Origin of the sequence: Alcaligenes sp. 1735tsa3 (assembly GCF_024134565.1) — a bacterium.
GTDB classification, from domain to species: Bacteria; Pseudomonadota; Gammaproteobacteria; order Burkholderiales; family Burkholderiaceae_B; genus Alcaligenes; species Alcaligenes phenolicus.
In genome coordinates this window covers 631,620-652,045 of record NZ_CP099862.1, presented here as the reverse complement: position 1 = coordinate 652,045, position 20,426 = coordinate 631,620, and the positions used below count along the sequence as shown (strand labels likewise).

Sequence of the window (20,426 nt, the reverse complement as noted above, 5' to 3'; positions counted from 1 at the left end):
GTTTCCTCTGACCCTTCGTGGCGCGGCTGCTTTCAGCCCCACGCGGGTCTGCCTTATCAAGGACCTCTGCCATGACAATCACATTGAAGTTGGAAACCCTGACAGCCGAAGCCTTCGCCCCCTTTGGTGATGTCATCGAGGCCTCCGACACGGTTCAGCATTTCACCATCAATGAAGGCAATACCGAGCGCTACCACGACCTGGCCAAGATCGAGCCGGGTGCAGACGGCCACGCGATTGTGTCCATTTTCCGTGGTCAGCCACGCACCCTGCCCTTTACCGTGGAAATGATGGAACGCCACCCCAAAGGTAGCCAGGCCTTCATTCCGCAGTCCGGCCAACCGTATCTGGTGATTGTGGCCCCTGCTGGCCCGACTCCCAAGGCAAGCGATCTACGCCTGTTCCTGGCCCGTGGCGACCAGGGCGTGAACTACGCAACTGGCGTTTGGCACCACCCCTTGATGGCACTGAATCAAGTGGCCGACTTCATCGTGATTGATCGCAAAGGTCCCGGCGACAACTGCGATGTGATTCAGCTGGAAGAAAAAGCCATCATTGCTGAACTGGAAACCACAGCAGCGTGAGCCAGTCCTGTCCCATCACGCCGGACATAGCGGCCATTTACGCCCATCGTCCGGCCGATATTGATCTTGAGCACTGGCGCGCCCGTGTCAATCTGGCCGCCGCCTACCGGCTGGCGGCCCGCCAGGGCTGGGACGATATCATCTACACCCATATTTCCCTGCGCCTGCCCGGCCACGACGACACTTTCCTGATCAATCCCTTCGGTTTGCGCTTTGATGAAATCTGCGCTTCCAATCTGCTCTTGATTGATACCCAGGGCCAGGTTGTGGACGGCACAGGCCGTCGTGCCAACCCCAGCGGTTTTGCCATTCACGGCGCCGTTCACCGCGCCCGAGCGGATGCACACTGTGTCATCCACTTACATACAGATGCCTCGATTGCCGTCTCGGCTCTGTCCTGTGGATTGCTGCCTCTATCGCAACACGCCATGCGGTTCTGGCAGGATATTGGCTATCACGACTATGCCGGTCTGGCCTTCCCGCCCCAGGAGCAAGAGGCCCTGCTCAAGCAATTAGGCTCCTATCCCGCCCTGCTCTTGCGCAATCACGGCGCCCTGACCTGTGGCCGTACTGTTGCCGAAGCTTATGTCCTGATGGATGCCTTGGAGCGCGCCTGTCGCATTCAGCTCTCGGCCATGGCTGCCAGCCCGCAACTGCACCTGCCCCCGACGGATGTGCTGGATTTGACACATCGCCAGCTTTTACCCGGGGATGAGCCAGAGGGCTTGTTAGAATGGCCAGCCTTGCTGCGCAAGCTCTATCAGAGCGAGCCGGATTTTTGCCGCTAAGACCCTTTCCACCCCTACGGAGCTTTTATGCCTTCTATTAACGTACAACTATTCGACGGCCGTCCCGTGGAAATCAAGCGTGAGCTCGCCCAGGCCCTGACTAAAGAAGCCTGTCGCGTGCTTGGCTGTACCCCGGAGGCCGTCGATGTGGTCTTTACCGACGTCAAACGCGAGGACTGGGCCACGGCCGGCGTCCTGTGGTCGGACAAATAAATCAGACCCATGAAAAAGCGGCCACAGGGCCGCTTTTTTTATATCTTTCAACACCTTAACGAATCCTCAAACGTAAATCAAACAGTAGTTTGGAGGCTGCTAACATAGATTTTCAGGACGGACTAGGTGGGCAATACCCCTAGCACTGAAAAATGCATGAAAAAAGCAGGAATCTGCTAGGGCGTGGCCTGAACACAGGCCCCATCTACAGGGCTTATATCCTTTCCCCCCTGTCAGCATCAGCCTGCCATACGCTTTTACGTATTCTACTTATCAAGCCGTACTGCCTTCCAGTGATACGGCCCATCCGATAACTTTATGCTTACGCGGCCCAGGCATCGGCTGCGCATAACGTATTAATAAGGAGACCCGGATGTCCGCCAACCCAGAAGTGTCCACACCTGCTGCTTGTGACGGTGTAGACGAACGCCTACCAACGGGGCGCCTGGCAACCCTTGGTTTGCAACACGTCATGGTGATGTACGCGGGCGCAGTTGCTGTCCCCCTGATCATTGGTGCGGCCTTGGGCCTGTCCAAGGAACAGATCGCATTCCTGATTAATGCCGACCTGCTGTGCTGTGGCCTGATCACCATCATCCAGGCTCGTGGCCTGGGTATGTTTGGTATCAAACTGCCCGTCATGATGGGCGTGTCCTTTGCAGCGGTCAGCCCCATGATCGCCATTGGCCTGGATCCGCAACTGGGCCTGCCCGGTATTTTCGGCGCCACCATTCTGGCCGGTATCTTCAGTATTCTGATTGCTCCGGTATTTAGCCGTCTGATGGGCCTGTTCCCCCCGGTCGTGACCGGCATCATCATTACCGTGATTGGCGTGACGCTGATGCGCGTGGGCCTGAACTGGATCGGCGGCGGCTCCCCTACTATTACTGACGCCGCCACCGGCCTGTCCATCCCCAACCCCGAATACGGCTCGCTGGAAAACCTGGGCATTGCCCTGATGGTGCTGATTGTGATCCTGCTGATCACCAAGTTTGCACGCGGTTTCCTGGCAAACGTGGCAGTGCTGATTGGCCTGCTGGTCGGTTTCTTTGTCTCTTTGGCCATGGGTCGCATCACCTTTGAAGGTCTGGATCAGACCAGCTGGTTTGCGGTGGTGACTCCATTCCACTTTGGCGTGCCTACTTTCAGCTGGGCCCTGCTGGGCGCAGCGGCAGTCCTGTCCCTGATCATGGTTGTGATCATGGTTGAGTCTCTGGGCATGTTCCTGGCATTGGGTTCCATCTGCGGCCGTCCTACCGACCGAGAAGCGCTGGTGCGCGGTCTGCGTACCGACGGTCTGGGTACCCTGGTGGGCGGCATCATGAACACCTTCCCGCATAGCTCGTTCTCGCAAAACGTGGGCCTGGTCAGCGTGACCGGCGTGCGCAGCCGCTGGGTATGTGTCATGGGCGGTGCCTTCCTGATCATGCTGGGCTTGTTCCCCAAAATGGCTTTCATTGTGGCCTCCATCCCCAACTACGTTCTGGGCGGTGCTGGCATTGTGATGTTCGGCATGGTGGCCGCTACCGGCATCAAGATCCTGATGTCGGCCAACCTGAACCGTAACCCTTACAACCCCTATATCGTGGCCATCAGCCTGGGCTTTGGCATGATTCCCCTGGTTGCCGAGCACCTGCTGGACAAGATGCCCCCTGCTCTGGCTCCCTTGCTGCATAGCGGAATCTTGCTGGCTGCCGTATCTGCCATCTTGTTGAACCTGTTTTTCAACGGCATGGAAAAATACGCCGACCAAGGTCACACCGTTGAATCCACCGCTGCTACCCAGGCCCGCAAACAGGCCGCCGCTCAAAACGCGACTGAAGACAGCGGCAATCACCTGGCCTCGCAAAACGGCTAAGCCCCTTTTTGATCAGCCGCCCTGCCTGAAATGGGCGGCTGTTCAAATTTCCGCAGTACCTTCATAAAAGTATCGACTGTCCATAATTAATCTAAGCAAGGTCAGTAACACCCACTCAAAGAAAACTAAGGCCGCAGGCCGTAAGGGACATCAGATCCCAAGGACCTGCTTGCGCTCAAACAAAGAGGAGACACCATGAAAAAGCTACACCCTGCTCGCTGGGCATGCGCCCTGCTGGCCGCCCCACTGCTGTCCAGCCCCGCCTTGGCAGCCGACTGGAGCGACACCTTTTTAGGCTACCGTTTCAGCACGCAATACACCGAGCCGATGAACGATCGGACTATCCAGAAGCACATCCTGAGCCTGACACACGTCAACGGCTACAGCCTGGGCCAGAACTTCTTTAACCTGGATATTCTGCAGTCGGATCGCTACGACCCGTCCAGCGGCAATGGCAGCAATGGCGCCACCGAGTTCTACGCCACCTACCGTCACCAGCTCTCCATGGGCAAGGTATTCGACAAGGATCTGAGCTTCGGTCCCGTGAAAGATGTGGCCATTACTGCAGGGTTTGACCTGAACACCAAGAACACTGCCTTTGCACCGCGCAAACGCCTGCTGGTACTGGGCCCGACCTTCAAATTCGATGTCCCCCGAGGTTTTGTGGACCTGAGCCTGATGGTAGGTAAGGAATGGAACCACTGCGGTCTGGGTGCTCCCGCCTGCCCCGACAGTCGCAGCTCCTTCCACACCCAGTTTCTGGCCAGCCTGAACTGGAACCTGCCCTTCGATGTGGGTTCGGTCCCGCTGAAGTTCCAGGGCTTTGCCAACTACGCCGGCCCCAAGGGTGACGATTACGCAGGCATCAGCACCAAGTCTGAAGTGCTGGTCCGTACCTCCCTGATGGCTGACGTGGGTAAAGTGGCCTTCGACAAGAAGAACACCCTGTGGGTGGGTATTGGCTACGAGTACTGGTACAACAAGTTCGGTAATCGCTATATGGCGAACGGCAACCTGAAGCCTGGCATCAAAACCAGCGCCCCCACCGTACAAGTGGAATGGCACTTCTAAGCGCCATGCAGCATAAAAAAACCGCTTTTCGAAGCGGTTTTTTTTTTCAGAAGACCAAAGCAGTTAGAACTGCACCTCGCCGTCCCAATAACCCGGGGTGTTGTAGATGGCTCGCAAATAGTCGATAAAACGTCGCACTTTGGCTGGCAGATAACGCTGTTGCTGATACACCGCCTGGATGTCGTAGCTGGGAATCTCGAACTCATTCAGCACCGTCACCAGCTCGCCCCGCTTGAGTTCTGGCTGAATTTCCCAGGTGGAGCGCCAGCCAATCCCCCAACCTTGCTTGACCCAATTAAAGAGCAATTCACCGTCATTGCAGTCCAGATCACCATCAACCCGTACCGCCAAAGGACGACCATCCCGCAAGAAGGTCCAGCCGCGTTGCTGCCCACCCTGCAAGTTGAACGCCAGGCAGTTATGACGAGCCAGATCTTCCGGTACGCGCGGCACCCCGTGACGCTCGAAATACTCGGGCGTACCACACACCACACGCCGGTTCGGATACAGACGTACCGCCACATAGTTGGGGTCGGTGACCTCGCCAATACGCAAGGCCATGTCATAACCTTCGCGCACCAGATCCACCACGCTGTCGGTGAAGTTGAAAGACAGCTTCAGCTCGGGGTAACGCTTCTTGAAGGACAAGGCATGCGGTGCCACATGACGACGCCCAAAGGCAGCCGGAGCCGATACCACCAGGTGCCCGCGCACCACTTTACGCTGGGCGCTGATGCTGGCTTCGGCCTCTTCAAAGTCCTTCAGAATTTGTTTGCACTGCTCCAGAAACTGCTCGCCAAGATCAGTCAACGTCAGCCCGCGCGTGGACCGGTGCATCAAACGCACTCCCAGTCTCTGCTCCAAGGCATCCAGGCGCCTACCCATCACCACCGGGGTAACGCCTTCGATCACGGACGCAGCCGCAAAACTGCCTTTTTCAGCGACCAGCGCAAAACTTCGAATTTCGGTATAACGGCTCATTCAATACTCCAAGTATCGATAGAAACAATCGTACCACCATTTCTAGGCAGGGCTATCACTCCTTATTATCGAGTTGTGAATTTCGTCAAACGATGATCTAGGAGATATCAATGGCTCGAATGAGAGCAGTGGACGCCGCCGCCGCGATTTTACGTAAAGAAGGCGTGAGCACCGTATTTGGCGTGCCTGGCGCCGCAATCAACCCCTTCTACTCCGCACTGCGCAAGGAAGGTGGCTTTGATCACATTCTCGCCCGCCACGTGGAAGGCGCTTCCCACATGGCCGAAGGTTTTACCCGTGCCAATCCCGGCAATATCGGCGTATGTATCGGTACTTCCGGCCCCGCTGGCACAGACATGATCACCGGCCTGTACTCCGCATCGGCTGACTCGATCCCAATTCTGTGCATTACCGGCCAGGCCCCTCGTGCCCGCCTGTACAAGGAAGACTTCCAGGCTGTGGATATTGAATCCATTGCCAAGCCTGTGACCAAGTGGGCCGTCACCGTGCGCGAACCCGATCTGATCCCGCGCGTGTTCCAGCAGGCTTTCCACATCATGCGCTCTGGCCGTCCTGGTCCTGTACTGATCGATATGCCTATCGACGTGCAAATGGCCGAGATCGAATTTGATCTGGATACCTACTCCCCGCTGGAAGCCTACAAGCCTGCTGCCACCCGTGCCCAGGCTGAAAAAGCCATCGAACTGCTGAACGCTTCCGAGCGTCCGCTGATCGTATCCGGTGGCGGCGTCATCAACGCCAACGCATCCGAGCTGCTGCAGGAATTTGCCGAGCTGGTCAACGTACCCGTTATCCCGACCCTGATGGGCTGGGGTACTGTGGCCGACGATCACCCATTGATGGCTGGCATGGTTGGCCTGCAAACCTCGCACCGCTACGGCAACCAGACCTTGCTGGCATCGGACTTTGTATTCGGTATCGGTAACCGCTGGGCCAACCGCCACACCGGTTCCGTAGACGTCTACACCGAAGGCCGCAAGTTCGTGCACGTGGACATCGAGCCGACACAGATTGGCCGTGTATTTGGCCCTGATCTGGGTATTGCCTCGGACGCTGGCGCTGCACTGAAGCTGTTCATTGAAGTGGCCAAGGAGTACAAGGCTGCCGGCAAGCTGCGCGACCGCGCCGCCTGGGTAGCCGACTGCCAGAAACGCAAGGCCACCTTGCAGCGCAAGACCAATTTTGACAACGTGCCCCTGAAGCCTCAGCGCGTTTACGAAGAAATGAACCGCGCCTTTGGCCCTTCGACCACCTACGTCAGCACCATTGGCCTGTCGCAGATTGCTGCCGCCCAGTTCCTGCACGTGTACAAACCACGTCACTGGATCAACTGCGGTCAGGCAGGCCCATTGGGCTGGACGATTCCTGCTGCACTGGGTGTGGTTGCGGCTGACCCCGGTCGCGAAGTGGTAGCCATTTCGGGCGACTACGACTTCCAGTTCATGATTGAAGAGCTGGCCGTAGGCGCACAATTCAAGCTGCCTTACCTGCACATTCTGGTCAACAACGCCTACTTGGGTCTGATCCGTCAGGCACAGCGCGGCTTTGAGATGGACTATTGTGTACAGCTGGCCTTTGACAACATCAACGCCCCTGAAACCGAAGGTTATGGTGTGGATCACATCACCGTGGTGGAAGGTCTGGGTTGCAAGGCCATCCGCGTACACAAACCCGAAGACATCCAGCCCGCCATTGAACAGGCTCGCGCATGGATGAAAGAGTTCAGCGTGCCGGTTGTGATCGAACTGATCCTGGAGCGCGTCACCAACATTGCCATGGGTACCGAACTGCACAATGTGACGGAATTCGAGTCCCTGGCCGAAGCGGGTATTGACGCCCCCACCGCCATCTCGCTGATGGACTGATTGCTGATTTAAAAAACGGAGTAGCACTATGCCAAAATTTGCCGCCAACCTGACCATGCTGTTTAACGAGCACGACTTCCTGGATCGCTTCCAGGCAGCGGCCGAAGCTGGTTTCAAGGGAGTGGAGTACCTGTTCCCCTACGCCTACGACAAACAGCAGCTGGCTGACAAACTGCAACAACACGGTTTGACCCAAGTGTTGCACAACCTGCCTGCGGGCGACTGGGACAGCGGCGAGCGCGGCATTGCAATCCTGCCCGAGCGCGTGGGTGAATTCCAGGACGGCGTAGGCCGTGCCATTGAATACGCCACCGCGCTGGGCTGCAAGCAAGTCAACTGCCTGGCTGGCAAGCTGGCCGAAGGTGCAGACCGCGAACTGGCTCACAAGACCTTGGTCAGCAATCTGCAGTTTGCTGCCGCCAAGTTGAAAGACGCCGGCCTGCGCCTGCTGGTTGAACCCATCAATACCTTCGACATTCCAGGTTTCTACCTGAACCGTACCGAACAGGCCGCGGCGCTGTTGCAGGACGTGGGTTCGGACAATCTGTTCATCCAGTACGACGTCTACCACGCCCAGCGCATGGAAGGCGAGCTGGCCGCCACCATGAAAAAGCACCTGGACAAGATTGCACACATCCAGATCGCGGATAACCCAGGCCGCAACGAACCGGGCACAGGCGAGATCAACTACGCCTGGCTGTTCAAGTACATCGACAGCATTGGCTACCAGGGCTGGATCGGCGGCGAGTACAAGCCCGCCGGCGTGACCAAGGATGGCCTGAGCTGGATGACTGAACTGACTGAAGTCACTGCCTGATCGTCGAATACCTGCAGATAATTATTAGGAGATTACACAATGGCTAAAATCGGTTTTATTGGTTTGGGCATCATGGGCGCACCCATGGCCGTCAACCTGATCAAAGGTGGTCATGAGCTGTTTGCCTACACCCGTGGCGACTTCCCCAAAAGCGTGAAAGAAGCCGGCGCCACCGTTTGCGCCAACGGCACCGAAGTAACCCGTCAGGCTGACATCATCATCACGATGGTGCCCGACACCCCGCACGTGGAAGATGCGCTGTTTGGCGAAGACGGCATTGCCGCCGGTCTGAGCGCTGGCAAGATCGTGGTGGACATGAGCTCCATCTCCCCCGTGGCCACGAAAGACTTTGCCGAGCGCATCGTCAAGCTGGGCTGCGAATACCTGGACGCGCCTGTGTCCGGTGGCGAAGTCGGTGCCAAGGCTGGCTCGCTGACCATCATGGTCGGCGGCAAGCAAGAAGCCTTCGACAAGGTCAAGCCCCTGTTTGAACTGATGGGCAAGAACATCACCCTGGTCGGCGGCTACGGCGACGGCCAGATCACCAAAGTGGCCAACCAGATCATCGTGGCCTTGACCATTGAAGCCGTGGGCGAAGCCCTGCTGCTGGCCTCCAAGGCCGGTGCCGATGCGGGCAAGGTTCGTGAAGCGCTGATGGGCGGTTTCGCAAACTCCCGTATTCTGGAAGTTCACGGTGAGCGCATGGTCAAGCGCACGTTTGATCCAGGCTTCCGCATCGAACTGCACCAGAAAGACTTGAACCTGGCCCTGACCACGGCGCGCCAGCTGGGTGTAGCACTGCCCAACACCGCAACGGCCCAGGAGCTGTTCAATACCTGCGCCGCCCACGGTGGCGCCGCACAAGACCACTCCGCCATGGTCCGCGCTCTGGAAATCATGGCCAACTACGAGATTGGTCAATAAGATCGGTTCAAGGATGCTCCCGTCCGGACTGATTTTTTCCAGATATCAAGCCAGTACGACCGGGACATCCAGCAAGCGGGCTGCGGCCCGCTTTTTTTTACCGCCAAGCCCCCCCCCAGACAGCCCCCCCTTTCTAGAAGGCTGCAAGTCAAAGCGGGGATGTGAAGGCGTGTTGTAGCGCAGTAAGATGGTTTGTTGCCGTCACTCTGCATTAGGATTGACCCATGAAGATCGAGCCACAAGACTTACTCAGCAAAATGTTTCAAGCTGCCGTCAACGCGGCTCAGCCTGAACATTGCATCCCGCCTTATCTGCCCGATGCGCCCAAAGGCCGCACCATTGTGATCGGTGCTGGCAAAGCATCGGCGGCGATGGCCCAGGCACTGGAGCGTCACTGGGACAAAGGCCCCATCAGCGGTGTTGTCGTCACCCGCTATGGCTACGGCGTGCCTTGTGATCACATCAAGATTCTGGAGGCCTCTCACCCGGTCCCCGATCAAGCCGGTGAAGACGCGGCCCGCGAAATTTTGCGCACGGTCAGCGATTTGAACGAAGACGATCTGGTTATTTGCCTGATTTCCGGTGGCGGCTCGTCTCTGCTGCCTCTTGCCGGAGAAGGCATCACCCTGGCGGACAAGCAAGCCATCAACAAAGCGCTGCTCAAATCGGGCGCTTCAATTGGTGAGATGAACACGGTACGCCGCCACTTGTCTGCCATCAAAGGTGGCCGTCTGGCAGCGGCTTGTGCCCCCGCCCGCGTCCTGAACCTGCTGATTTCCGATGTTCCCGGCGACAAGCCCATGGACATCGCTTCTGGCCCCACGGTGGCAGATCCCACCACGTGCGAGCAAGCGCTGGAAATCATTACCCGCTACGGCATCGAGATTCCAGCCGCAGCCCGTGCCCTGCTGGAGAGCGGCGATGGCGAAACCATCAAACCCGACGATCCACGCCTGGCTCATGTCACCACCCATCTGGTTGCTACACCCCAATTGGCCCTGCTGGCTGCAGCTCGTGTCGCTGAAGCCCGTGGCGTGCGTCCCGTCTTGCTGGGCGACAGCATTGAAGGCGAAGCGCGCGATGTAGGCAAAGTCATGGCTGGTATTGCCCTGAGCGTTTCCCAGCATGGCCAGCCTGCCCAGGCCCCCTGCGTGCTGCTCTCGGGCGGAGAAACCACCGTGACCTTGCGCGGCCAGGGCCGTGGCGGTCGCAATGTGGAGTTTCTGTTGTCCACCGCCATTGCCTTGAACGGGGCACCCGGTGTCTACGGTTTGGCAGGCGATACCGACGGTGTGGATGGCCAGGAAGAAATTGCCGGAGCCTTCTGCGGTCCGGACACTTTGGAGCGTGCTTGGCAACAAGGTATACGCCCAAGGGCCAGTCTGGACAATAATGATGGTCATGGCTTCTTTGAAGCCTTGGATGACGCATTGGTTACGGGCCCTACCCTGACCAACGTCAACGATTTCCGTGCAATTCTGGTTTTACCCCCTAGCGATTAACGCTTTTCTTAAAGGACTGGACATGAGAGACACGAAAGTACTGACCCTGGCCGATGTTAAAAAAATTGCTGCTGCTGCCGAGCAAGAAGCGCTGAAGAACAACTGGGCTGTCAGCATCGCCATTTGCGATGCAGGCGGTCACGCGCTCTGGATGCAACGTATGGACGGCGCTCCCTTGATGAGCGCGCAGGTTGCTCCCGCCAAGGCACACACATGCGTGCTGGGCGGTGGCAAGCCCAGCAAGGTTTTTGAAGACATGGTCAACAATGGTCGCTTTGCCGCTCTGTCCATGCCCATCACGCCACTGGAAGGCGGCGAGCCGATTGTGGTGGACGGTCAAGTCATTGGTGCAGTCGGCGTGTCCGGCGTAAAGGCACCTGAAGACGCTCAGATCGCCCGCGCCGGTATCGCTGCTCTTTGAGCTATCGATCCCCCTAAGGACAACAACCCATGAAACGTCAACGTCATTCCCGCATTCTGGCTACCCTGGGTCCTGCCAGTTCTACGCCAGAACGCATTCGTGAACTGTTCGAGGCCGGCGCTGATGTGTTCCGCCTGAACTTCAGCCACGGCACACATGAAGACCATGCCGCGCGCTATCACACCATTCGTCAGATTGAAAAGGAAACCGGTCGCAGCATCGGTATTCTGATGGACCTGCAAGGGCCCAAGCTGCGCGTTGGCAAAATGCAAGATGGCCGCGTGACATTGGAAACCGGCCAGAAATTCCGCCTGGATCTGGACCCCGCCGAAGGGACCAGCCAGCGTGCCTACCTGCCTCACCCCGAAATCTTCGCTGCACTGGAAGATGGGACAGACCTGCTGCTCGATGACGGCAAGCTGCGTCTGCGTGTGGACAGCTTTGGTCCGGATTTTGCAGAAACCACGGTCATGGTCGGCGGCCCGCTGTCCGACCGCAAGGGCGTGAACGTACCCGGCGTGGTACTGCCTATCTCGCCCTTGACCGAAAAAGACCTGATCGATCTGAAGTTTGGACTGGAATTGGGCGTGGATTGGGTTGCGCTGTCCTTTGTGCAACGTCCTGGCGACATCCGTGAAGCCCGCGAGCTGATCGGCGACAAGGCCTGGATCATGGCCAAGCTGGAAAAACCACAAGCGCTGGAACACCTGGAAGAAATTGTCCAGCTGTGTGATGGCGTGATGGTGGCACGTGGCGACCTGGGCGTGGAAGTCCCACCCCAGCGCGTGCCTGTGTTGCAGCGTCAAATCGTGCGTACTGCCCGTGCGGCAGGCCGTCCGGTGGTTGTCGCTACACAGATGCTGGAATCCATGATTACCTCGCCTGTGCCTACACGAGCTGAAGCTTCCGACGTAGCTACCGCCATCTATTCGGGTGCCGATGCCGTCATGCTGTCCGCCGAATCGGCCTCCGGCCAGTTTCCACTGGAAGCGGTGTCCATCATGGACAGCATCATCAAGGAGATCGAAAACGATCCTAGCTGGCGCACCATTCTGGAAGCCAACCACAGCACCGCTGAAGCCAGCACCGCAGACGCGATCTGCTGCGCCCTGCGTCGCGTGGCCAGCATTCTGGAACCGGCAACGAACGTGGCCTACACCACGACTGGCTTTAGCGCCTTGCGTGCCAGCCGTGAACGGCCCATCGCCCCTATCCTGGCACTGACACCCCGTGTGGAAACCGCACGCCGTCTGGCCTTGGCCTGGGGCGTCCATGCCGTGCCTTGCGAGGACGTCAGCGATCTGGGCGAGATGATCGACCACGCTACCGATATGGCAGCGCAACATGAGTTCGCCCAGGCGGGCGACACCATCGTGATGATTGCCGGTGTTCCTTTTGGCACCAGCGGTCGCACCAACCTGCTGCATGTGGCCACGGTTCCACAGAAGTAAGTTCGCTCAACCTTGGCGATAAAAAAAGCCTTGTCCATCCACAATGATGGGCAAGGCTTTTCCTATTCAGACTGTGCAGTATTTTTTTCATGTGAAGCCAAAACAGCGACGACGAGCCGCACGGGCATCAACAAGGCCAGAAGCCCCGTAAACACTGGCCCTTCAAGGCAGGACATTCACAAACAAAGGATACGGGCAAAAAAAAACCCGAGATCTAGAGATCTCGGGCAAATCCACCAAAGGAGGAGGGTGGAGGAGACAATCGTGGCAAGTTGGGCTACCAGATAAAGTATCGAGCCAGAAAGCTAAGGGTTATTACGCTTGTGCTTTTGCTTATTTCCCGCTTTCTTTTCAACATCCAATAACTAAAGTCTACCCACAAAAATGGTGCAATGCAAGATAAATGCTGTGGAAAACCCTTAGATGCCCATCTTGTCGCTTTAATGCATCAATTTCCTAGCGCAAATCTCATTCCAGGTATCTAGTCGTTAACCCTAAGCCGCCAAACAAGCTCCAAACCTACAAAGAAAAACGGGTCAATTACTGACCCGTTTTGCTACTTGCATCCATGAAGGCTCGGCACTCATCAATAAATGATTTGGCCCAGAGCTCCCTTTTACAGGCGATAAGCCGTCGTCGTCATGACTTTGGACATCATGCGCATCAAGGTTTTAACGGGTGGAGGCAAACCCACAGCCCCGTGATTCTCGGCTGTACGACGATGCTCAATCTCGTCATCGCGCATTTTTTCTACGATCCGGCGCGAGCGATTGTCTGTAGCAGGCAAGGACTCCAGATGGCTTTCCAGATGCTCTTCAACCTGGCGCTCGGTCTCGGCCATAAAGCCCAGGTTATAAGGCACCCCTGCCCGGCTGGCGAGCAAGCCTAACGCGAAAGAACCGGCATACCACAAGGGGTTGAACACGCTGGGGCGGCTATCGAGCTCGCGCAAACGGTCATCGCACCAGGACAGGTGATCCACCTCTTCCTGCGCAGCTTGCAGCAGCACTTCGGTTGCCTGGGGATCTTTGCACAACATGGCCTGGCTACGGTACAAGGCTTGGGCGCAAATCTCGCCTACATGGTTCACACGCATCAAGCCGGCAGCATGGCGGGCTTCGTCAGCCGTAATCTCGGACACTTCCTTGCCAGCGGGATTCGGGCGCGACGCGCGTGCCGAACGTCCCAATACTTCCAGGGCCCGATTCGTCTCGCTCAGAATCTGGTCAAAAAAGCTGTTGCGTCGGTACAGACGGGTATCGCTGTTGGAAACGGTATGGCTCATGAGGACACCTGCAAAACAAAATGGATGGGTATTATTGCCGCAAAAAGGCGATCACTGCCTTGCTCTCAGACAAGAGCCAAAGCAATGGCAGCACACAAGCCATGATAACCAGGCCTATGCCGGCAATCTCTTGGTCAGACTGCAGATAGAAATTACAGAGCCGAACCGGATTGTCGTAATACAGCAGACCAACAATGGCCATCATCCAACTGAAGTTACCAAAGAAGAACAGACGAAACACCAGATGGGCGCGGCGCCAGGACTCCATGAACAACATGCCCATCAAGACCAGACCGATATATTTGGCAGTAGCCATGGGAGGCGATACCAGCACATCGTCCAGTGCTTTGGGAACCATCCAGTAAGCCGCCGCAAAGCTGACCATGATCAGGCCAGGCAAACCATACTCATTCAAGGCGTAATACGGGCGTAGTAAAGACTGCATGGCAGCCGAACGTCCAACTCCCTGGTAGCGCAAGGCCAGTTGCAAGGTAATGCCCGACAGGACCAACAAGGGAATATGCACCAGCATGTGCAGACTCATGGAGGCGGTCAGCGGGCGATCCCAGAAGGCGGCGGCAGCAAACAGCAAAGCTGCCACCAATGCCAGGGCACTACCAAAATAAGGACGTACTTTAGGGGATTCGACGACACGTTTTAAAGACATTACATCGCTCCCTTCTTATCCAGATCCTCGAGGGCACGCTTGGCATACGCCAGGGCCAACATAGGTTCACCGTAATCCACGATACGACCCAGGCGCGGTTCGGCACTGACAACGTGATAGGCCGCGTTGTGCTCGTACTCATCAAAAGGGGCGGGAATAACGACGATACCAAAATCATCCAGCACACGTTGACGCTGTTCGCCGGGCATCATGGTGACAAATTGCCAGACATCCGGGTTGGCCTTCATGGTTTTGCTATAGCGGCGCAGGTGATCAGGCGAATCGGTGGGATCAAAACTGATGCTCAGCAGGCGGATACGGTCCTGCAAGCCTTCGTCCACAATCGCTTTTTGCAGTTGCTGATACTCCGAGCCCATCGCCAGACATAGCGTGACACAGCGGGTATAGATGAAATTGACGATGGTAATACGGCCATCGTTTTGCAGCAGAGAGCTTAGCTGGGTACTGCCCCCGGCAGGGAGCAGTACTTCGACATCGGAGATCAGACGCGGCGAGGCGGCAACATCATTGCGACGGGCCGTCTCGGCTGTCAGGGCGGAGAACCCTTGCGTCAAATGGGCCAGTGCCCCAATACCCAGGGCGAAGACCAGGAGAATACTTATAAATAGTCTCATCGCTGGCCCATCGTTTCAGTCTTACTCTTCCATGGGAGCCAGATCAGCGTCCCCATTCCAATGATCGGTTTTATCAGCTGTTTTTTCACGTTCGGCTTTGACAAAGGCCACGTCCACAGGATCGGCGCTATTGCCACCCAATTCTGTACGCAGGTAATTAACAACGGCCGTCATTTCCTCGTCATTGAACTTCTCGCGGAACTCGGGCATCGCACCATTGTACTTATTCCCCTTGACCGTGATCTCACCCGTAATACCGTGCAGCATGATCTGGACCAAAACTTCAGGCTTGCGCAGTACCCATTCGGAACCCACCAGCGGAGGGAACACGCCTGGAACACCGGCACCCGTTGCCTGGTGACAGGCGGCACATTGGGCTACGAACAGCTGCTGACCATCTACCGCGCCTTCTGGCAATTCGAAGTCGGCAACGATACGGTTGTCGCCCACGGTTGCGTCATGGCTCAGGTCACTGCTGAAAATATAGTAGATGCCCCACAGGAACAGACCTGCAATGATCAGCAGAACCACCCAAGGGATCGGTGCTGCGTTTTCTTCCGGATCGGAATGCTCACGCAGCTGTGCTTCATATTTACGATTGTCGCTCATTCTAATTCTCCGAGGCGCCCCGCCTTGCGGGGCGCGCTAGCTCAGCAATGCCTGTTTATTTGATAACGCTGGCTGGCGCTACGGGATACGTACGATCCAGCGCCAACAGGTATTCAACCAGGTCCAGGGCCTCTTGCTTGGCCACAACCACCTTGCCTTCTGGTGCGAAATCACCTGGCAAGTTGACAACCTTGTCGCCTTCCTCTGCCTTGTCCTTGAGCTCGAACATGAAGGGGTAAGAAGGCATATTGCTGCCAGGGGTATAAGCACGAGGCTGATACAAGTGACCCAGGTGCCAGTCCACGCTAGGCTGACGAGCACCAATATTGAGCAAGTCTGGACCAGTACGCATGGTGCCGAGCAGGTGAGGTGTGTCGTAGAAGTAGTCGCCTGCTACCGAGGCACGACCCCAGCCACGCTGGAAGTCAGGAGCCTGGTTCTGGCTGCGTGGCTGCTGCGAGTGACAGTAGACACAGCCCATATCAATGTATTGCTGACGGCCGCGCAGTTGCACTTCCGTGTAAGGCTTCAGGCCTGGAGAAGGCTCCACCTTTTTAACTTGCAGGTAAGGGACAACGACCAGAGCCGATGTGGCCAGGGCGAGCGTCACCATGGCGCCGCCCAATAGTTTGTATTCGCTTTCCATGACTAAATCATGCCTCCACTACATTGCGAGTTGCCGAGCGCTGGTGAAACAGGGCTGGACCAATACGACGGCTGCCATAGCGCAAAGCCATTGCCACAAAGTGGAAGGCAAACACAAGGTGACCCAGAGTCATCAAACCACCACCAATCGAGCGCGACTTCAGGTAAGGCATCGTGACAAACACCGATTCCATGAAGGCTTTGGCAGGATCAAGCATGGCCAGACCTTGCAGCCAACCGCCAATGCTCAGACCAATAGCGTAGATGGAGAAACCAATCACAACCAGCCAGAAGTGCAGGGAGATCAGTTTGGGGTAAGGCCACTCCCAGGACAGCACGCGTGGCATCACGTAGTAGATGGCACCGAACATCACGATGGTAAAGAAGCCGTACAAGCCGATGTGGGCGTGGGCAACCGTGAAGTGCGTGAAGTGGGTAATCGTGTTGATGCTGCGCAGCGCTTCAAAAGAACCTTGAATGGAGCTGACGGTGTACATCATGCCGCCCAGCACGATAAAGCGCAGGGTGGGCGAGTGAATCAGGGTACGGAAGTGACCCTTCATGGTGTAGTGCTGGTTGATCGAGAAAGCCAGCACGGGGATGATCATCATCATGCTTTGCACGATGGACAGGGTAACCATCCACTGCGGCACAGGACCGCCAACCAGGTGGTGACCACCAACCTGACCGTAGAAAAATGCCAGACCCCAGAAACCCACCAGAGACAGGTTGTAGGAGCTGATAGGCTGACCGATGATCTTGGGCAGGAAGTAATACACCGAAGCCAGAGCCATCGGGGTGTAGAACAGACCCAGCACGTTGTGGCCAAACCACCAGTTCATGGTTGCCTGTTCAACACCCACGTGCACGGCAGGCAGGTTACCGACCAGGAACAGGATGGGGAACCAGAACAGGGCTGCGCCCATGTACCACACCGACACATACAGGTGGTGAGCACGACGGTTTTGCAAGGTGAAGACCAAAGGCAAGGCAGCCAGGGCACCACCGATAACCATCAGGATATCAACCTGCCAAGGCATTTCCAGCCATTCCATACCGTCGGTGATACCCATCGCGATACATGTCAGGCCGATAGCCAGGCCAATGTTCCACAAGATCCCGCCCGTGATGGCATAACGCGCACCGATCAGGGGAGTCTTGAGCAAACGAGGCAGCATCCACATGGCAACGCCGAACGCGGCCATTGGAGCCCAGCCGTAAGCCACACCGTTCAGGTGCAACGTACGCATGCGACCAAAGGTCATCCAGGCGTGTTGCGTCAGAAATTCGGGATCGTGCAGCTTGATCGAGCTGATCAAACCTGCCGTCGAGGCAAAGATCAGCCAGAAGACCGAACAGGCCAGCAAAATGAAAGTGACCTTGGCGGAGGAGCGGTCGGCTTCCACGCGTTCTGCCAATTCAAGGCTCAGCGCCTGACGATCTTCAGCCGAAATTGCCTTGCGGCCCATTTCTTCTTGAAGTGCCTGACGTTGCTCAGGGGTGGCGGAGGGGTCATCTACCTGCCCGATTTCGCCTTTGGAGAAGATCTCTCGCGAAGCAGCGGGACTGTGGTCAAAGAAGTTACGGCGTAACGACCAGATGAAAACAAAGAGTCCTGTAACGGACAATATGAAAGCTAGTAGCAGTATTGAAACGGTATTCACAATGATCCAGGCCTGGTTAATGTGAAGCTGCCAAGCAGCTCGGCGGCACCTTGACGCGTCGCAGATCAAAAGAGCATGGACGCAAAAAATCTGCGACTGCCTAGGTCGCGAGAGCCGTCATGTTAAAACACCCGCTTGTGACGTCCGAATAAAGCCCCCATTGAAAGCAAGGTTTATTGAGACAGAACAAATACGAGCACGACATTTTTTGGTATACGGGCGACAGCCATTATAGGCGAGGGTAAACCCCTGTGACATATCTGTTTCAAAATGCCGTGTACCGCACAGCAGTTTATCCTAGGACAAACAACAAAACCAGTCTAAATCTTACAAAGAGCATGGTTCTGCTCTGATTTGTCCATATGGAATTTCTTATACGGGTGCCACATCCGCCACCATCACATGCCCTGAGAAGTAACCAGGCCCACATCCGGGCTTCACATTTCAATTAGCAATAAAGCTGCAAAAATCCGCATCAAATCACGCTAAACCTGGTTTCCATCCAGGCGCGACACAGCCCTCATCAAAAAGTACAATCACCGCTATCAATCTACTGACGAGTCTTGGCTCGCACTGCAAACAAAGGAATTCATATGGAATGCACAATCGACTGGGGCGGCAAAGACGGAATGTTGTTCGTTGCCCGTACAGGCAGTGGTCATGTGACGGCCATGGACGGTGCACCCGAAGGTGGCGGCAATAACCTGGCTCCACGCCCCATGGAAATGCTGCTGACCGGCGCCGGTGGCTGCGCAGCCTACGACGTGGTGCTGATCCTCAAGCGTGGTCGTCACGCCATTACCGGCTGCCAGGTAAAGCTGACGGCCGAACGCGCCGACACCGACCCCAAAGTCTTTACCAAGATTCACTTCACTTTTGTGGTCACTGGCAAGGACCTGCCCCAGGCCGCCGTTGAGCGTGCCGTACAACTGTCGCACGACAAGTACTGCTCCGCTTCGGCCATGCTGGGCAAAACAGCCGAGATCACCTATTCCGTCGACATTCAGCAAGCCTGAGGCCACCATGTCCCTGTATCCCTACGAAGACCTGCTGCGCCTGGTCTACACCCAAGGCACTCCCAAAGGGGACCGCACCGGCACCGGCACGAACTCGGTATTTGGCCACCAAATGCGCTTCGATCTGTCGCAGGGTTTCCCGCTGATCACCACCAAGAAACTGCATACCCGCAGCATCTTCATTGAATTGCTGTGGTTCCTGCGCGGCGAGTCCAATGTGCGCTGGCTGCAAGAGCGCGGCGTGTCCATCTGGGACGAATGGGCTGATGAAAACGGCAATCTGGGTCCGGTCTATGGTGTGCAATGGCGCTCCTGGCCTACTCCCGATGGCCGTCATATCGACCAGATCAGCCAGTTGGTGGAGCAGATCCGCAAGAATCCCGATTCGCGTCGCCTGATCGTCTCGGCCTGGAACGTGGCCGATGTCAGCCAGATGGCTCTGCCCCCTTGCCACGCCCTGTTCCAGTTCTACGTGGCCGATGGCAAGCTTTCCTGCCAGCTCTACCAGCGCAGCGCCGACATTTTCCTGGGCGTACCCTTCAATATCGCCAGCTACGCTTTGCTGACCCACATGATGGCCCAGCAATGTGATCTGGAAGTGGGTGATTTCATCTGGACAGGCGGCGACTGCCACCTGTACTCGAACCACTTCGAGCAGGCTGAACTGCAACTGTCGCGTGAACCTCGCCCCTACCCCAAGCTGACGATCAAGCGCAAACCTGCCAGTCTGTTTGATTACGAGTACGAAGACTTCGAAATCACCGACTACGATCCTCATCCCCACATCAAGGCGCCGGTTGCCGTATGAGTTCCACTCCTTTCATTCGCCTGGTCGTTGCCTATGCGGCCAATCGCTGCATTGGCAAGGACAATGACCTGCCCTGGTGCCTGCCTTCCGATTTGCAGCACTTCAAACGCGTAACCATGGGTTTGCCCATCATCATGGGCCGTAAAACCTGGGAGTCTCTGGGCCGCCCCTTGCCCGGCCGCCCGAATCTGGTGATCAGCCGCAATGCGGATTACCAGGCAAAAGGTGCGCAGGTATTCAGCAATCTGGACGAAGCCCTGGCAGCCTGCCCCGGCTTTGAAACCGCTTGTGTGATTGGTGGCGAACAACTTTTCCGTCTGGCCCTGCCTGTGGCGCAGGAACTGATCGCAACCGAGATCAAGGCTGATGTGGATGGCGATACGTTCTTTCCCGAACTGCCTACCGGAGAGTGGCAAGAAGTGGAGCGCCTGCCTCAGCCTGAGGAAAACGGTTTCACTTACGACTACGTGACGTACCGCCGCCGTAGTTAAGAAAACCGGCTACTTGGCCCAAGCTATCCGTCTCACTGCAGGCTTAACCGCGTAGGCTCGAAACCAAATAAAAGGCCTGAATCCGATGACACGGATTCAGGCCTTTTTTG

Annotated in this window: 21 protein-coding genes; 14 read left to right on the top strand and 7 right to left on the bottom strand. The window is 56.7% G+C overall.

Going from position 1 to position 20,426, the window contains the following annotated elements:
- Positions 1 to 71: 71 nt before the first annotated feature.
- The 5 genes from NIZ92_RS02970 to NIZ92_RS02950 all read left to right on the top strand — a co-directional run bounded on the left by NIZ92_RS02970 (position 72) and on the right by NIZ92_RS02950 (position 4,514).
- Positions 72 to 584 (top strand): ureidoglycolate lyase, encoded by a 513-nt coding sequence (locus NIZ92_RS02970; RefSeq protein WP_035271249.1) that lies wholly within the window; start codon positions 72 to 74, stop codon positions 582 to 584.
- On the top strand, positions 581 to 1,372 hold the full coding sequence (locus tag NIZ92_RS02965; protein ID WP_254002677.1) for a class II aldolase/adducin family protein: 792 nt from the start codon (positions 581 to 583) through the stop codon (positions 1,370 to 1,372). Before NIZ92_RS02970 ends, NIZ92_RS02965 begins: the two co-directional genes overlap by 4 nt.
- Positions 1,373 to 1,399: 27 nt before the next feature.
- Positions 1,400 to 1,585, top strand: coding sequence for a 4-oxalocrotonate tautomerase (locus NIZ92_RS02960; protein WP_009461108.1), 186 nt, complete (start codon positions 1,400 to 1,402; stop codon positions 1,583 to 1,585).
- 373 nt (positions 1,586 to 1,958) lie between these two features.
- On the top strand, positions 1,959 to 3,443 hold the full coding sequence (locus NIZ92_RS02955) for a nucleobase:cation symporter-2 family protein (RefSeq protein WP_254002676.1): 1,485 nt from the start codon (positions 1,959 to 1,961) through the stop codon (positions 3,441 to 3,443).
- Positions 3,444 to 3,638: 195 nt separating this feature from the next.
- Complete coding sequence (locus tag NIZ92_RS02950; protein WP_115634274.1) at positions 3,639 to 4,514, top strand: hypothetical protein; 876 nt, start codon at positions 3,639 to 3,641, stop codon at positions 4,512 to 4,514.
- A 63-nt stretch (positions 4,515 to 4,577) separates the two neighbouring features.
- Here NIZ92_RS02950 and NIZ92_RS02945 read toward each other — a convergent pair whose 3' ends face one another.
- Positions 4,578 to 5,495 (bottom strand): LysR family transcriptional regulator, encoded by a 918-nt coding sequence (locus NIZ92_RS02945; RefSeq protein WP_026485032.1) that lies wholly within the window; start codon positions 5,493 to 5,495, stop codon positions 4,578 to 4,580.
- Positions 5,496 to 5,605: 110 nt separating this feature from the next.
- Here NIZ92_RS02945 and gcl point away from each other — a divergent pair, with 110 nt between their 5' ends.
- From gcl to pyk, 6 genes are all read left to right on the top strand, one after another.
- A complete protein-coding gene (gene gcl / locus NIZ92_RS02940; protein ID WP_035271252.1) occupies positions 5,606 to 7,381 on the top strand; it encodes a glyoxylate carboligase in 1,776 nt (591 codons plus the stop codon).
- A 28-nt stretch (positions 7,382 to 7,409) separates the two neighbouring features.
- Positions 7,410 to 8,198: a hydroxypyruvate isomerase gene (hyi, locus tag NIZ92_RS02935; RefSeq protein WP_254002675.1), complete on the top strand. Its 789-nt coding sequence runs from the start codon at positions 7,410 to 7,412 to the stop codon at positions 8,196 to 8,198.
- Positions 8,199 to 8,237: 39 nt separating this feature from the next.
- On the top strand, positions 8,238 to 9,122 hold the full coding sequence (locus tag NIZ92_RS02930; protein WP_035271253.1) for a 2-hydroxy-3-oxopropionate reductase: 885 nt from the start codon (positions 8,238 to 8,240) through the stop codon (positions 9,120 to 9,122).
- Positions 9,123 to 9,346: 224 nt separating this feature from the next.
- Complete coding sequence (locus NIZ92_RS02925; RefSeq protein ID WP_254002674.1) at positions 9,347 to 10,624, top strand: glycerate kinase; 1,278 nt, start codon at positions 9,347 to 9,349, stop codon at positions 10,622 to 10,624.
- A gap of 22 nt (positions 10,625 to 10,646) precedes the next feature.
- Entirely contained in the window at positions 10,647 to 11,045 is a 399-nt protein-coding gene (locus NIZ92_RS02920) for a heme-binding protein (protein WP_009461115.1), read from the top strand.
- A 29-nt stretch (positions 11,046 to 11,074) separates the two neighbouring features.
- The gene (gene pyk / locus NIZ92_RS02915) at positions 11,075 to 12,496 is read left to right on the top strand and encodes a pyruvate kinase (protein ID WP_009461116.1); all 1,422 of its coding nucleotides are present in this window, start codon (positions 11,075 to 11,077) and stop codon (positions 12,494 to 12,496) included.
- A 616-nt stretch (positions 12,497 to 13,112) separates the two neighbouring features.
- On the opposite strand, the gene coq7 is transcribed toward pyk, so the two are convergent.
- From coq7 to NIZ92_RS02885, 6 genes are read right to left on the bottom strand one after another with little or no spacing between them, the layout of a single operon-like run.
- Positions 13,113 to 13,781 (bottom strand): 2-polyprenyl-3-methyl-6-methoxy-1,4-benzoquinone monooxygenase, encoded by a 669-nt coding sequence (coq7, locus tag NIZ92_RS02910; protein WP_009461117.1) that lies wholly within the window; start codon positions 13,779 to 13,781, stop codon positions 13,113 to 13,115.
- Positions 13,782 to 13,812: 31 nt separating this feature from the next.
- Positions 13,813 to 14,448 (bottom strand): hypothetical protein, encoded by a 636-nt coding sequence (locus NIZ92_RS02905; RefSeq protein WP_035271257.1) that lies wholly within the window; start codon positions 14,446 to 14,448, stop codon positions 13,813 to 13,815.
- Positions 14,448 to 15,083: an SCO family protein gene (locus NIZ92_RS02900; protein ID WP_009461119.1), complete on the bottom strand. Its 636-nt coding sequence runs from the start codon at positions 15,081 to 15,083 to the stop codon at positions 14,448 to 14,450. The genes NIZ92_RS02905 and NIZ92_RS02900 overlap by 1 nt, the downstream gene beginning before the upstream one ends.
- A gap of 21 nt (positions 15,084 to 15,104) precedes the next feature.
- Positions 15,105 to 15,692: a cytochrome c gene (locus tag NIZ92_RS02895; protein ID WP_026485026.1), complete on the bottom strand. Its 588-nt coding sequence runs from the start codon at positions 15,690 to 15,692 to the stop codon at positions 15,105 to 15,107.
- 55 nt (positions 15,693 to 15,747) lie between these two features.
- Entirely contained in the window at positions 15,748 to 16,338 is a 591-nt protein-coding gene (locus NIZ92_RS02890) for a cbb3-type cytochrome c oxidase subunit II (RefSeq protein ID WP_026485025.1), read from the bottom strand.
- A 7-nt stretch (positions 16,339 to 16,345) separates the two neighbouring features.
- A complete protein-coding gene (locus NIZ92_RS02885) occupies positions 16,346 to 18,001 on the bottom strand; it encodes a cbb3-type cytochrome c oxidase subunit I (RefSeq protein ID WP_035271261.1) in 1,656 nt (551 codons plus the stop codon).
- 593 nt (positions 18,002 to 18,594) lie between these two features.
- Here NIZ92_RS02885 and NIZ92_RS02880 point away from each other — a divergent pair.
- From NIZ92_RS02880 to NIZ92_RS02870, 3 genes are read left to right on the top strand one after another with little or no spacing between them, the layout of a single operon-like run.
- Entirely contained in the window at positions 18,595 to 19,017 is a 423-nt protein-coding gene (locus tag NIZ92_RS02880) for an OsmC family protein (RefSeq protein WP_009461122.1), read from the top strand.
- Positions 19,018 to 19,030: 13 nt separating this feature from the next.
- Entirely contained in the window at positions 19,031 to 19,825 is a 795-nt protein-coding gene (locus tag NIZ92_RS02875; RefSeq protein ID WP_301555097.1) for a thymidylate synthase, read from the top strand.
- Positions 19,822 to 20,316 (top strand): dihydrofolate reductase, encoded by a 495-nt coding sequence (locus NIZ92_RS02870; RefSeq protein ID WP_254002672.1) that lies wholly within the window; start codon positions 19,822 to 19,824, stop codon positions 20,314 to 20,316. Before NIZ92_RS02875 ends, NIZ92_RS02870 begins: the two co-directional genes overlap by 4 nt.
- Positions 20,317 to 20,426 lie beyond the last annotated feature (110 nt).